The sequence below is a fragment of the Paenibacillus sp. PSB04 genome, assembly GCF_025809195.1.
Taxonomy (GTDB): domain Bacteria; phylum Bacillota; class Bacilli; order Paenibacillales; family Paenibacillaceae; genus Paenibacillus_AQ; species Paenibacillus_AQ favisporus.
This window is the reverse complement of sequence record NZ_CP081301.1, coordinates 2,860,642-2,874,455: the sequence shown is the minus strand read 5'-3', so window position 1 is coordinate 2,874,455 and position 13,814 is coordinate 2,860,642. Positions and strand designations below refer to the sequence as shown.

Sequence of the window (13,814 nt, the reverse complement as noted above, 5' to 3'; positions counted from 1 at the left end):
GTTTAGCGAATAAACCTTATGACATCCGGCTCAAAGTTCCCGCTCTGTAAGCCGATATACTAGTAAGGAAATGATTTCCTGAACATTGGTTTATATTTCGAGACAAAGGGGATATTTTTGCAGCATGAAAAAATGGTTAACCGCAGTACTCATCATGTGCCTTACCTGGGTGTGCCTTGCGCCATCCGCGCCTGCCTCCGCCGCTTCGGCCGTCAAAAACGTCGTGATCGTCGATGCAAAAACCGGCTATTCCTTCCTGCCGGTCCGCTCCTTGACCGAATTCGAAGGGGTGACCACCCAGTGGAACGACGCCGCCAAGCAGCTCGACATTTTCCAGGGCAACCACCGTCTGACGCTTCACTTCGCGCAGAAGTCCGCCGCTTTCGACGGAACTAGCCTCGCTCTAGCCGCCGCCCCGTTCCGTGAGAGCGGTTCGGTTTATGTACCGCTGTCGCTCATCGTCAGCAAGCTCGGCGTTGAAGCCAGCTGGCAGAAGGACGATGCAGCCGTCAAGCTGACCAGGGAAGGAGTGGTGCAGTACCTCCCCTACGTTACCCGAAACGTGGGACAAGCCCTGAAAAATCCGATCGTGAGCGCACGCCAAACGTATAAGGTCGGCGGCAGATCGTTTTCCGCCCAGACGGTGACGATCGACCTGCTGCATCCGAAAATTCAGCTGGATGTCGTACTCGCCGGGAATACCCCCGGCAAGGTCGAAGACCTCTCCAGCATCGCCAAGCGCAGCGGCGCTAAGGTAGCCGTCAACGGCACCTTTTTTGACGCTTATACCAACGGCGCCTACAAGGCTCCATACGGCTATATCGTGAGCCATGGCACCGTCAAGATGCCAAGCCCCGGCGACAAGCGTTCGATCTTCGCTTATGACACCAACCACTTGACGCGGATCATCGCGGGTCCCGATTTTGGCCAAGCCTTTGAACAGGGTTGGATCGAAGGCGGACTTCAGGCCGGGCCGCGGCTGCTGGTGAACGGCAAAGTTTCGCTGAATGTGAAGAAGGAAGGCTTTAAAGATCCAAAGATTCTTACCGGTGGAGGCGCCCGCAGCGCGCTCGGCCTGACCCGGGATCACCGGTTGATCCTGCTGACCACCGGGGGAGCTACCATTCCCCAGCTGGCGGAGATCATGAAGAAAGCCGGAGCCTACCAGGCCATGAACCTGGATGGCGGGGCTTCCAGCGGTTTGTACTATAACGGCAAGTACCTGACCACTCCCGGCCGGAAAATCAGCAATGCGCTTGTCGTGAAATTTCAATAAGACGGGGCCCCCTGCCCCGCCTATCGAAAAAAGCCTGGAGCGAATTCCTTTCGCCCAGGCTTTTCATATTCATCAGTGTTATCGATCTATGATACCGTCAATAACGGAATTATTCGGCCGTTACTGCCTTGCCCGGCTTCACGTTCGCATTCCCCGACGAGGCGTTCGCTTCCGGTGTCTGGTTGGTGGAACGAAGCGGCAGTTCTTTCAAGAAGAACACGAGCACCAGAGCCACGACAAGCACCAGCGTACCTGTAAGGAATACGGTGGACAGCGTATCACCCAGCGCGTGCCGGATGCTGTCGATCATTTGCACGAACAGTGCCCTGGCTTGCTCCGGCAGGCTCGCTTCCGTCTTTTCGACCAGTGGCTTGTTCATGAGTGTCTGCGGATTGGCGAAGGCGAGCAGGCCTTGTGCCGTCTTCGGATCCAGGGAACTGAAGTCCGGCGCGCTCGGCGACTGCAGCGCTTCTTTCAAATGTTTCGTCAAACTGTTCGACATAACCGTACCCATCACAGCGATACCGATCGTACCGCCAAGGTTACGAAACAGCTGCGTCGATGCGGTAACGACACCGAGCTCCTTATGCGACACCGCATTTTGCGTTGCCAGCGAGAAGACTGGCATCCCGAGGCCCAGGCCAATACCGAAAATGATCGTGCTGACGATCGTCATCGCGATGTTATCCATAAAGATCATCAGGCCCATGCCAATAATCATAACCGGCATCCCGATCAGGGCAAAGCGCTTGTATTTCCCGATTTTGGCAATCAATTGACCGGTAATGGCACTCGTGATGACCATACACAGCGACATCGGAATCGTGACGTAACCCGCATAAGTCGGAGAAATAGCCAGCACGCCCTGCACGTAGAAGGAAATATAAATCATGGCTCCCATCAGGCCAAAGTTCATAATAAAGCCGATCAGGTTCGAGACCGTCACCACGCCGTTTTTAAACAAATGCAGCGGGAGAATCGGTTCCTTCACCAAGGTTTCCACAAAAATAAAAATAAGTGCAGATACAACGGTTGCTCCAAGGAGACTAAGAATCTGCCAAGAGCCCCACTCGTACTCGGTACCTGCCCAGGAAAAGGCAAGAAGCAGCGGAACGATCGTCGTCGTCAGGAACAAAGAACCTACGTAATCGACGCTCTGTCCGTGCTTGCGGTCCACTTTTGGAAACAGCGTCAGAATCATAATAAAAGCGACAACGCCAAGCGGCAGGAAGATCCAGAACAGCCAGTGCCAGTCGATATGATCCACCAGATAACCGCCAAGCGTCGGTCCAAGGACACTGGAGAAACCGAACACCGCCGTCATGAGGCCCATCCATTTGCCTCGTTCGCGCGGAGGGAACAAATCCCCTACCGCCGTAAAGGCCGTCGATTGGATGATACCGGCCCCAATCCCCTGAATCCCGCGATAAATGATGAACTGGTACACATTATCCGAAGTACCGGTTAAGAACGCGCCTAACATGAAAAATAGGATGCCGATCAGGATAAACGGCTTGCGTCCAAACATATCCGACAATTTACCGACCAGAATCGTCGCAATCGTCGAAGTTAACAAATAAATATTAATCGTCCATGTATAGTAATCCATACCATCCAGGATCGCGATAATGCGCGGCATCGCCGTGCTTGTGATCGTCTGGTTAATGGCCGCAAAAAACATCGCCGCCATAATCGCGATCATGATGGTTACTTTACGCTTCAGCGTTAAATGCTCCATGTACCTCTTTCACCTCTATGCTTCATGATGATCTATATTCAAAAGCATTAATGAGAAGATCCTTCTCAAATGCTGTACATCCTCTTCGGACAACATTTCAAAGAACACCGTAATGATTTCTTGCTGGTCCTCAACGATTTGCCCGATCGTGGACATCCCTTGCTCTGTAATGGAGGTATACACGACCCTCCGGTCGTTCTCGGCCCTTTCCCGGTTTACATAACCCGAAGCAAGGAGCTTATCCGTCAAACTCGTTATGGCGGGAGACGTCAGGCCAAGCAATTCGGCCAGTTCGGATACCTTCTGTGGGCCCCGGAGCTTCAATGCATACAATACCTGGAACTGGGGAAAAGTCAGATTATACTGCTTGGCACTGTTTTTGTTCCATTCATGGGACATACTTTTCAGCAGCGACCGGAACATCGCCGCCACTTCAAACAATTGTTCATTTCTGGACAAACGGTTGACCTCCTTGGCGTGGTATGGATCTGTGACCATCCGCGTCGTATTGCCGCAGTTGCATTAGGACACTAATTAATTATTTGTTAATAGATAAATTTTTAATCAATTAGTAACTTAATCATTAAATACTTAAGTAATATTACGCCTCCGCAGCCGGATAGTCAAGAGGCGGTTTTAGGGAGACTTGTCCTTTTTTTATAGCAGAAAAAAGAGGTTTCCCCCTTTCTCGATCGCCTCCTATTTTTCTAAAAAGCGTCTTCTCAACAAAAAAAGCCACCCTTTGCGAGGGTGACTTTTTTGTCGATATTCGTCGTGCCTTTCGGCTGTGCTTCATCGACGGATCTCGTTTCCGTTTGACAACAGTGACCGTTTTCGACGCTTTTATTCCGGCTTAGGGTAATTGTGCGTTTTCAAAAATTCAAGCGCGTTGTACACCATTACCGCTGCTTCAGACCGGGTCACTTGATCTTGGGGACGGAAGTTGCCGCTGCTGTCCAGGTCGGCAATCCCCCAGGCGAGCGCCCGCTGAATAGCCCCTTGATACTCAGGCGTCATTTTGCTGTCATCCGCGATGTCTTTAGGTACCAAATTGATCATCGGCAGGTTGCCCTTCTTTTCCACCGTCTCGATCAAATATTGCGTGAAAGCTTCACGAGTCATGCCTTCACTTGGCTGAATATCAGCCGGAAGGGCGATGCCATGGTTCGTAACCGTAAGAAAAGCTGGAGCAAACCAAGCGCCTGCCTTCACGTTTGTCAGGGCTGCGGTTTCGCTTCCCTCGGCTGCCTTCGTGACCGGCACGTCAGCCAGCAAGTTTGCCAGCAGCTGAACGCCTTCCGCGTTTGTCAGCTGTGCCTGCGGCCGGAAGGCCGAATAACTGTCTCCCTTCAGCAGCTTCTGCTGCTGGAGCGCAGCGATTTTATCGGCACCGGCGACTCCCGCCAAATCCGTAAAGCCCTCTCCTGCCGCGAACACGGACCCGCCGATCGCCAGGGATAACGCCAGGGCTGCAACACTTCCTGATACAACATGCTTCTTCTTCATCTAGCCACACCTTCTTCGGGAAAATTTGGTCTTGTCTTTCCTACAGACGCAAAGAAAATATGGAAGGTTGCACCATGGGAAAATCTTCGGATTAGTCCCGCCGCAGAGGTAGATGTTGACGCGCGTCCTGAGCGGGTTCCTTCACTGAAGCTGCACGGACGGTCGCACCCACTCTGCGTGGGTTCTCTCCCACACAACCGCTCAAAATAAAAAAAACGCCTTTTGGCGTTATGTTTTATGTATGGAGCGGGTGATGGGAATACTCAACATCTCGATTAAATAAGCGGACCTTCGGCCCGCCGCAGAGATAGATGTTGACGCGCGTCCTGGGCGGGTTCCTTCAGCGAAGCCTGCACGGACGGTCGTACCCACGCTGCGTAGGTTCTCTCCCACACAACCGCTCAATATAAAAAAACGCCTTTCGGCGTTATGTTTTATGTATGGAGCGGGTGATGGGAATACTCAACATCTCGATTAAATAAGCGGACCTTCGGCCCGCCGCAGAGGTAGATGTTGACGCGCGTCCTGAGCGGGTTCCTTCACTGAAGCTGCACGGACGGTCGTACCCACGCTGCGTAGGTTCTCTCCCACACAACCGCTCCACAACAAAAAAAACGCCTTTCGGCGTTATGTTTTATGTATGGAGCGGGTGATGGGAATCGAACCCACGCTATCAGCTTGGAAGGCTGAAGTTCTACCATTGAACTACACCCGCAGATTCTTCCGTGCAAGCCTTGAGCGCAGAAAGATCAAGACTTACACGGAAGCCGTGCATGCGTATCGGGATGACACGATTCGAACATGCGACCCCCTGGTCCCAAACCAGGTGCTCTACCAAGCTGAGCTACATCCCGATATCTATTGTAAAACAGTTAAATGGCGCGCCCTAAGAGATTCGAACTCCTGACCTTTTGATTCGTAGTCAAACGCTCTATCCAGCTGAGCTAAGGGCGCATTTGGAGCGGACGACGGGAATCGAACCCGCGACCCTCGCCTTGGCAAGGCGATGCTCTACCGCTGAGCCACGTCCGCATCAAACAAAGTGGTGCGCGTGGAGGGACTTGAACCCCCACGTCAAAGACGCTAGATCCTAAGTCTAGTGCGTCTGCCAATTCCGCCACACGCGCAAAACCTGTAAATAAAACTGGTGAGCCATGAAGGACTCGAACCTTCGACACCCTGATTAAAAGTCAGGTGCTCTACCAACTGAGCTAATGGCTCTCACTGGCTGGGGATATAGGATTCGAACCTATGCATGACGGAGTCAAAGTCCGTTGCCTTACCGCTTGGCTAATCCCCAACAATTAATGGGGCGATCGATGGGACTTGAACCCACGAATGCCGGAGCCACAATCCGGTGCGTTAACCCCTTCGCCACGACCGCCATAAACATGCCGGCGAGAGGACTTGAACCCCCAACCTACTGATTACAAGTCAGTTGCTCTACCAATTGAGCTACACCGGCGCATAAATATTTGAATAATTTCAAAGCGATAACCATCTATCGCGAAAGCAAATAACCATTTGGATTCCGACCCGATATTTCGGATTCTCATCCCTGAAGCAATTTAAAATGGCGGAACCGACGGGATTCGAACCCGCGATCTCCTGCGTGACAGGCAGGCATGTTAGGCCTCTACACCACGGTTCCACGGCCTTTGGGATCTCCATCTTAAGGAGATAATTGCGGGGGCAGGATTTGAACCTGCGACCTTCGGGTTATGAGCCCGACGAGCTACCGGACTGCTCCACCCCGCGTCATTAAAAAGTAATTTGATATTGGGCCCTCGAAAAGTAATCGGTATAAACTTTTTTGAGGTATAGTGGTGGAGGCTGAGGGGATCGAACCCCCGACCCTCTGCTTGTAAGGCAGATGCTCTCCCAGCTGAGCTAAGCCTCCATATTCTTTTGAAACTTATAGGGGATTCCCATCCCAGATGTTAATAAGAAAGTGACCCGTATGGGATACTCTCACTTCGTTCGAGACTGCGATGCAGATGCTACCGAAGTCACGCTCCGACGAACCCTTTTTGGGATTCTCATCCCTGATGTTAATAAGAAAGTGACCCGTATGGGATTCGAACCCATGTTACCTCCGTGAAAGGGAGGTGTCTTAACCCCTTGACCAACGGGCCATATATATAAAGTCTAATTCTGTTTTCTGCAACAAAACATCCTTAGACGTTTTTTAAAAGTGGCTCCCCGAACAGGACTCGAACCTGTGACAACTCGATTAACAGTCGAGTGCTCTACCAACTGAGCTATCAGGGAACGTTGTTACAACCAACCAGTTTTGTCATATGTAGGTGACCATCAAGGCCAAAAAAAATACCACAAAAGTGGTTTTCCGCTTGGCAACGTCCTACTCTCCCAGGACCCTTCGGTCCAAGTACCATCGGCGCTGGAGGGCTTAACGGTCGTGTTCGGGATGGGTACGCGTGGAACCCCTCCGCTATCGCCACCAAACGGAGCATTGGTTAATCACCAAATGCATAATTCAGGTTTCAGCATCGCCAAATGCTGAAAGTCATGCACGCTTCTCTCACCCACTTGGAGTGAAATCAGCAATTTTGACTCCCTGAAAACTAGATACGAAACGAATCTGCGATTTATTTTATTGGATAAGCCCTCGACCGATTAGTATTGGTCAGCTCCATGCATTGCTGCACTTCCACCTCCAACCTATCTACCTCGTCGTCTACAAGGGGTCTTACATACTGGGAAATCTCATCTTGAGGGGGGCTTCACGCTTAGATGCTTTCAGCGCTTATCCCGTCCGTACGTAGCTACCCAGCCATGCTCCTGGCGGAACAACTGGTGCACCAGCGGTACGTCCATCCCGGTCCTCTCGTACTAAGGACAGCTCCTCTCAAATTTCCTACGCCCACGACAGATAGGGACCGAACTGTCTCACGACGTTCTGAACCCAGCTCGCGTACCGCTTTAATGGGCGAACAGCCCAACCCTTGGGACCTACTTCAGCCCCAGGATGCGATGAGCCGACATCGAGGTGCCAAACCTCCCCGTCGATGTGGACTCTTGGGGGAGATAAGCCTGTTATCCCCAGGGTAGCTTTTATCCGTTGAGCGATGGCCCTTCCATGCGGTACCACCGGATCACTAAGCCCGACTTTCGTCCCTGCTCGACTTGTAGGTCTCGCAGTCAAGCTCCCTTCTGCCTTTGCACTCTTCGAATGATTTCCAACCATTCTGAGGGAACCTTGGGGCGCCTCCGTTACTCTTTAGGAGGCGACCGCCCCAGTCAAACTGCCCACCTGACACTGTCCCCATACCGGATTACGGTACCAGGTTAGAACCTAGATACGATCAGGGTGGTATCCCAACGGCGCCTCCACCCAAGCTGGCGCTCAGGTTTCAAAGGCTCCCACCTATCCTGTACAGATCGTACCCAAATCCAATATCAAGCTGCAGTAAAGCTCCATGGGGTCTTTCCGTCTTGTCGCGGGTAACCTGCATCTTCACAGGTATTAAAATTTCACCGGATCTCTCGTTGAGACAGCGCCCAAGTCGTTACGCCATTCGTGCGGGTCAGAATTTACCTGACAAGGAATTTCGCTACCTTAGGACCGTTATAGTTACGGCCGCCGTTTACTGGGGCTTCGGTTCACAGCTTCGGGATTACTCCCTAACCGCTCCCCTTAACCTTCCAGCACCGGGCAGGCGTCAGCCCGTATACTTCGCCTTGCGGCTTCGCACAGACCTGTGTTTTTGCTAAACAGTCGCTTGGGCCTTTTCACTGCGGCCCCCTCGTGCTATTCACACTACCGGGGCACCCCTTCTCCCGAAGTTACGGGGTCATTTTGCCGAGTTCCTTAACGAGAGTTCTTCCGCGCGCCTTAGAATTCTCTTCTCGCCTACCTGTGTCGGTTTGCGGTACGGGCACCTTCACCTGGTTAGAGGCTTTTCTTGGCAGTGTGAGATCATGACCTTCGGTACTATAATTTTCCCTCCCCATCACAGCCCAGCCTTAATAGTGTGCGGATTTGCCTACACACCAGCCTCACTGCTTGGACGAGCATCCATCAGCTCGCGTCACTACCCTCCTGCGTCACCCCATCACTCATAACGGTTTACGGTGGTACAGGAATTTCAACCTGTTGTCCTTCGATTACGCCTGTCGGCCTCACCTTAGGTCCCGACTTACCCTGAGCGGACGAGCCTTCCTCAGGAAACCTTGGGCTTTCGGCGGATCAGATTCTCACTGATCTTTTCGTTACTCATACCGGCATTCTCACTTGTATACGCTCCAGCACTCCTTACGGTATACCTTCAACGCTGTATACAACGCTCCCCTACCCCTGATGCATACGCATCAAGCCATAGCTTCGGTGGTGTGTTTAGCCCCGTTACATTTTCGGCGCAGAGTCACTCGACCAGTGAGCTATTACGCACTCTTTCAATGGTGGCTGCTTCTAAGCCAACATCCTGGTTGTCTGTGCAACTCCACATCCTTTCCCACTTAACACACACTTGGGGACCTTAGCTGATGGTCTGGGCTGTTTCCCTTTTGACAATGGATCTTAGCACTCACTGTCTGACTCCCGGTTACAAGTCAATGGCATTCGGAGTTTGACTGAGCTTGGTAACCCTTGCGGGCCCCGCACCCAATCAGTGCTCTACCTCCACGACTCTATTCACCGAGGCTAGCCCTAAAGCTATTTCGGGGAGAACCAGCTATCTCCGAGTTCGATTGGAATTTCTCCGCTACCCCCACCTCATCCCCGAATTTTTCAACATTCGTGGGTTCGGGCCTCCAGTGCGTGTTACCGCACCTTCACCCTGGACAGGGGTAGATCACACGGTTTCGGGTCTACGTCCACGTACTATAGTCGCCCTATTCAGACTCGCTTTCGCTGCGGCTCCGGCTTCTCACCTTAACCTTGCACGGGAACGTAACTCGCCGGTTCATTCTACAAAAGGCACGCCATCACCCATAAACAGGGCTCTGACTTCTTGTAAGCACACGGTTTCAGGTTCTATTTCACTCCCCTTCCGGGGTGCTTTTCACCTTTCCCTCACGGTACTGTTTCACTATCGGTCGCTAGGGAGTATTTAGCCTTAGCAGATGGTCCTGCCAGATTCATACGGGGTTTCACGTGCCCCGCACTACTCGGGATCCGTCTCGGAGGGAACTGACTTTCGGCTACAGGGCTTTTACCTTCTATGCCGGGCCTTTCCAGACCTCTTCACCTAACCAATTCCTTTGTAACTCCATGTGAGACGTCCCACAACCCCGGCCAGCAAGCTGACCGGTTTAGGCTGTTCCGCGTTCGCTCGCCGCTACTGACGGAATCACTCTTGTTTTCTCTTCCTCAGGGTACTTAGATGTTTCAGTTCCCCTGGTATGCCTCAATCTGCCCTATGTATTCAGACAGAAGTGACTGACTATTACATCAGCCGGGTTTCCCCATTCGGACATCCCCGGATCAAAGCTTGCTTACAGCTCCCCGAGGCAGTATCGTTGTTCGCCACGTCCTTCATCGGCTCCTAGCGCCTAGGCATCCTCCGTGTGCTCTTAGTAGCTTAACCATAATGACTCCTGTTTTGCCCGATTCGTTTTCTTGTTTTGCGCAAGCGCAAAGCCAAAGGCTCTCATCGTTCAAAACACTCGTCTGCTACTTTTAAAACTTAAACTTGTTGACACAAGTTCAGCTAAAAGGATATTTCTAAAACGCAGATTCGTTTCGTTATCTAGTTTTCAAGGATCAAATTGAGAGTTTGAGCTCTCAAAACTGACCAACGAGTGAGTAACTAGCCGACCGGCTAGATTTAGTATTTGAATGCTTCCGTTGCAAGAAGCGATTCTCCATAGAAAGGAGGTGATCCAGCCGCACCTTCCGATACGGCTACCTTGTTACGACTTCACCCCAATCATCTACCCCACCTTCGGCGGCTGGCTCCTTGCGGTTACCTCACCGACTTCGGGTGTTGTAAACTCTCGTGGTGTGACGGGCGGTGTGTACAAGACCCGGGAACGTATTCACCGCGGCATGCTGATCCGCGATTACTAGCAATTCCGACTTCATGCAGGCGAGTTGCAGCCTGCAATCCGAACTGAGACCAGCTTTGATAGGATTGGCTCCACCTCGCGGCTTCGCTTCCCGTTGTACTGGCCATTGTAGTACGTGTGTAGCCCAGGTCATAAGGGGCATGATGATTTGACGTCATCCCCGCCTTCCTCCGGTTTGTCACCGGCAGTCATTCTAGAGTGCCCACCCGAAGTGCTGGCAACTAAAATCAAGGGTTGCGCTCGTTGCGGGACTTAACCCAACATCTCACGACACGAGCTGACGACAACCATGCACCACCTGTCTCCTCTGTCCCGAAGGAAAGGTCTATCTCTAGACCGGTCAGAGGGATGTCAAGACCTGGTAAGGTTCTTCGCGTTGCTTCGAATTAAACCACATACTCCACTGCTTGTGCGGGTCCCCGTCAATTCCTTTGAGTTTCAGTCTTGCGACCGTACTCCCCAGGCGGAATGCTTAATGTGTTAACTTCGGCACCAAGGGTATCGAAACCCCTAACACCTAGCATTCATCGTTTACGGCGTGGACTACCAGGGTATCTAATCCTGTTTGCTCCCCACGCTTTCGCGCCTCAGCGTCAGTTACAGCCCAGAGAGTCGCCTTCGCCACTGGTGTTCCTCCACATATCTACGCATTTCACCGCTACACGTGGAATTCCACTCTCCTCTTCTGCACTCAAGTCACCCAGTTTCCAGTGCGAACCAAGGTTGAGCCTTGGCCTTAAACACCAGACTTAAATGACCGCCTGCGCGCGCTTTACGCCCAATAATTCCGGACAACGCTTGCCCCCTACGTATTACCGCGGCTGCTGGCACGTAGTTAGCCGGGGCTTTCTTCTCAGGTACCGTCACTCCGGTAGCAGTTACTCTACCGGACGTTCTTCCCTGGCAACAGAGCTTTACGATCCGAAAACCTTCATCACTCACGCGGCGTTGCTCCGTCAGGCTTTCGCCCATTGCGGAAGATTCCCTACTGCTGCCTCCCGTAGGAGTCTGGGCCGTGTCTCAGTCCCAGTGTGGCCGTTCACCCTCTCAGGTCGGCTACGCATCGTCGCCTTGGTGAGCCGTTACCTCACCAACTAGCTAATGCGCCGCAGGCCCATCCGCAAGTGACAGATTGCTCCGTCTTTCATCATTCCCTCAGGAGAGGAAATGAGATATCCGGTATTAGCTCACGTTTCCGTGGGTTATCCCGGTCTTGCAGGCAGGTTGCCTACGTGTTACTCACCCGTCCGCCGCTAACCATCAGGAGAGCAAGCTCTCCATCAAGTCCGCTCGACTTGCATGTATTAGGCACGCCGCCAGCGTTCGTCCTGAGCCAGGATCAAACTCTCCAAGAAAGTTTGTAGCTCATTTTGAATCTGACGAGATTGATTTAATCTCAATCGCTCCGGTCATAGGACCATCGCGTTTATACTCACTCGTTGTTCAGTTTTCAAAGATCAAACTTCGTTTCGTTACCACCTGATGTTTCAGCAGCAACTCTTATAATATATCATGTTCATTTCTTAATTGCAAGCTTTTTTTAATTTTCTTTTTTGCTTGCCGGTGCCTTATCAGCGGCCGGATTTATAATGTACCACGCCAGTACTTTTTTAACAAGTTGAAAAATATTCCATTTTGCGGTCACCTTATAACATGGAACTCAAATTGAGTTTGTAACTAAAATGTTCTGCTGTCCCCCTCCAAGCCAGCTAAATAATATATGAAGTTAGGAATTCGTTCTTTGGGAATTTCGACTCCATCATGTACCCTACTATACAATCAGCCGCGATCGCTCGCGGCCGCGCAATACATATAAGCTCGAATCGAAGATCGCTTAGAAACCGCGCTCCCTTCTTCTAGCTACACCTGAAGCATAGGCTGCCTGAACCACGGCTTCTTTTACCTTTTCTGCTACATGGGGGTTAAAGACACTAGGGATAATATATTGCTCGTTCAGCTCTTCCTCTCCGACAACGGAAGCAATGGCCTTAGCGGCAGCAATCTTCATCTCCTCCGTCACCCTGGAGGCTCGGCAATCGAGCACGCCGCGAAACAATCCTGGGAAACAAAGGACGTTGTTTATTTGGTTCGGGTAATCTGATCTTCCGGTAGCAATCACCCGGACGATCCCTTCGGCTTCCTCCGGCGCAATCTCCGGGGTTGGGTTTGCCATCGCGAAGACGATCGGATCGGGAGCCATTTTGCCGATGTCCCCACGACTTAAAACCCCGGGACCCGACACACCGATAAAAATGTCAGCATCCACAATCACGTCGGATAAGGTTCCTGACTCTTTGTCCGGATTCGTATGCTCGGCGTACCAACGCCAGGCGTCATGTGTATACTCGTTCCCGTGAACGATGGCACCCTCCCGATCCACCCCCACGATCCGCGTAACGCCGGCGGCTTGGAGGATCTTGGTACAAGCGATGCCGGCAGCGCCGATTCCGCAAAGGACGATTTTGCAATCCTCAAGTCTCTTTCCGACCAATTTCACTGCATTATAAAGGCCCGCCAGCAGCACGACAGCCGTCCCATGCTGGTCATCGTGAAACACGGGGATGTCCAGCTCCTCGATCAGCCGCCTCTCGATTTCAAAGCAGCGCGGAGACGAAATGTCCTCCAAATTAATGCCTCCAAACGCGGGAGCAATCCGTTTGATCGTCGCGATGATTTCCTCCGTATCCTGCGAGTCCAGACAGATGGGAAAGGCATCCACGCCCGCGAGCTGCTTGAACAGCATCGCTTTTCCCTCCATCACGGGCATGGCGGCGAGTGGGCCGATATTCCCGAGTCCAAGCACGGCGCTCCCGTCCGACACCACCGCAACCGTGTTGCGTTTGATGGTAAGGGTATGGGCACGGGACGGGTCCTCATGAATCGCCATACATACGCTGGCAACGCCGGGTGTATAGACACGGGACAGATCATCGCGGGATTTGATGGCCATTTTCGGCGTCACTTCGATTTTGCCTCCCAAATGCATCAGGAAGGTCTGGTCGGAAACCTGCAAAACCTTAACGCCGGGCAGCTTATTCAGCACCTGGACAATTAAATCCTTCGCCCCCGTGTCCGTAATGTTAACTGTCAGGTCCCGGATCGTCGTTACTTTACCGGTACCGCTGACATCAATAGCTACAATATCTCCTCCTGAATCCCCGATGGCCATGGCAATTCTTCCAAACGCTGCAGAGGCCTTGTCCATTTCCACCCGGACGATGATATTCGTGCTCCCTGATTTAGGCACAGCCATGTTCATCCACT

5 protein-coding genes, 14 tRNA genes and 3 rRNA genes are annotated in these 13,814 nt (G+C 52.1%); 1 reads left to right on the top strand and 21 read right to left on the bottom strand.

Going from position 1 to position 13,814, the window contains the following annotated elements; genetic code table 11:
* The first annotated feature begins 124 nt into the window (after positions 1–124).
* Positions 125–1,276: a phosphodiester glycosidase family protein gene (locus K2F33_RS13330; RefSeq protein ID WP_263881950.1), complete on the top strand. Its 1,152-nt coding sequence runs from the start codon at positions 125–127 to the stop codon at positions 1,274–1,276.
* Positions 1,277–1,385: 109 nt separating this feature from the next.
* Here the strand turns inward: K2F33_RS13330 and K2F33_RS13325 are convergent, their stop codons facing one another.
* The 21 genes from K2F33_RS13325 to K2F33_RS13225 form a co-directional block, all read right to left on the bottom strand.
* Positions 1,386–3,014 (bottom strand): MDR family MFS transporter, encoded by a 1,629-nt coding sequence (locus K2F33_RS13325; RefSeq protein ID WP_263881949.1) that lies wholly within the window; start codon positions 3,012–3,014, stop codon positions 1,386–1,388.
* A gap of 15 nt (positions 3,015–3,029) precedes the next feature.
* A complete protein-coding gene (locus K2F33_RS13320; RefSeq protein WP_076177067.1) occupies positions 3,030–3,473 on the bottom strand; it encodes a MarR family winged helix-turn-helix transcriptional regulator in 444 nt (147 codons plus the stop codon).
* Positions 3,474–3,857: 384 nt separating this feature from the next.
* Positions 3,858–4,520, bottom strand: coding sequence for an S-layer homology domain-containing protein (locus tag K2F33_RS13315; protein WP_089548613.1), 663 nt, complete (start codon positions 4,518–4,520; stop codon positions 3,858–3,860).
* 641 nt (positions 4,521–5,161) lie between these two features.
* Positions 5,162–5,235: transfer RNA gene (locus K2F33_RS13310), tRNA-Gly, on the bottom strand.
* Positions 5,236–5,300: 65 nt separating this feature from the next.
* A tRNA-Pro gene (locus tag K2F33_RS13305) sits at positions 5,301–5,374 on the bottom strand.
* A 23-nt stretch (positions 5,375–5,397) separates the two neighbouring features.
* Positions 5,398–5,474, bottom strand: a tRNA-Arg gene (locus K2F33_RS13300).
* 3 nt (positions 5,475–5,477) lie between these two features.
* A tRNA-Gly gene (locus tag K2F33_RS13295) sits at positions 5,478–5,552 on the bottom strand.
* 11 nt (positions 5,553–5,563) lie between these two features.
* A tRNA-Leu gene (locus K2F33_RS13290) sits at positions 5,564–5,647 on the bottom strand.
* A gap of 18 nt (positions 5,648–5,665) precedes the next feature.
* Positions 5,666–5,741 (bottom strand) — tRNA-Lys (locus K2F33_RS13285).
* 4 nt (positions 5,742–5,745) lie between these two features.
* Positions 5,746–5,820: transfer RNA gene (locus K2F33_RS13280), tRNA-Gln, on the bottom strand.
* A gap of 8 nt (positions 5,821–5,828) precedes the next feature.
* Positions 5,829–5,904 (bottom strand) — tRNA-His (locus K2F33_RS13275).
* An 8-nt stretch (positions 5,905–5,912) separates the two neighbouring features.
* A tRNA-Thr gene (locus K2F33_RS13270) sits at positions 5,913–5,985 on the bottom strand.
* Positions 5,986–6,094: 109 nt separating this feature from the next.
* Positions 6,095–6,171 (bottom strand) — tRNA-Asp (locus K2F33_RS13265).
* A gap of 33 nt (positions 6,172–6,204) precedes the next feature.
* Positions 6,205–6,278, bottom strand: a tRNA-Met gene (locus K2F33_RS13260).
* A 66-nt stretch (positions 6,279–6,344) separates the two neighbouring features.
* Positions 6,345–6,420 (bottom strand) — tRNA-Val (locus K2F33_RS13255).
* A gap of 163 nt (positions 6,421–6,583) precedes the next feature.
* A tRNA-Glu gene (locus K2F33_RS13250) sits at positions 6,584–6,655 on the bottom strand.
* A gap of 60 nt (positions 6,656–6,715) precedes the next feature.
* A tRNA-Asn gene (locus tag K2F33_RS13245) sits at positions 6,716–6,791 on the bottom strand.
* Positions 6,792–6,869: 78 nt separating this feature from the next.
* Positions 6,870–6,986: ribosomal RNA gene (gene rrf / locus K2F33_RS13240) — 5S ribosomal RNA — on the bottom strand.
* Positions 6,987–7,137: 151 nt separating this feature from the next.
* Positions 7,138–10,069 (bottom strand): 23S ribosomal RNA (locus K2F33_RS13235).
* A 283-nt stretch (positions 10,070–10,352) separates the two neighbouring features.
* Positions 10,353–11,905: ribosomal RNA gene (locus tag K2F33_RS13230) — 16S ribosomal RNA — on the bottom strand.
* Together the 16S, 23S and 5S rRNA genes with 14 tRNA genes alongside form the textbook arrangement of a ribosomal RNA operon.
* Before the next feature lie 479 nt (positions 11,906–12,384).
* Positions 12,385–13,803 carry an NAD-dependent malic enzyme gene (locus K2F33_RS13225; RefSeq protein WP_263881948.1) on the bottom strand — a complete coding sequence of 473 codons (1,419 nt, stop codon included), beginning with the start codon at positions 13,801–13,803 and terminating at the stop codon, positions 12,385–12,387.
* Between the last annotated feature and the right edge of the window lie 11 nt (positions 13,804–13,814).

Bases quoted from the DNA above. Each gene is read 5' to 3' on its own strand.
- K2F33_RS13225 (WP_263881948.1), bottom strand. From the start codon at position 13,803: ATGGCTGTGCCTAAATCAGGGAGCACGAATATCATCGTCCGGGTGGAA.
- K2F33_RS13315 (WP_089548613.1), bottom strand. From the start codon at position 4,520: ATGAAGAAGAAGCATGTTGTATCAGGAAGTGTTGCAGCCCTGGCGTTA.
- K2F33_RS13330 (WP_263881950.1), top strand. From the start codon at position 125: ATGAAAAAATGGTTAACCGCAGTACTCATCATGTGCCTTACCTGGGTG.
- K2F33_RS13325 (WP_263881949.1), bottom strand. From the start codon at position 3,014: ATGGAGCATTTAACGCTGAAGCGTAAAGTAACCATCATGATCGCGATT.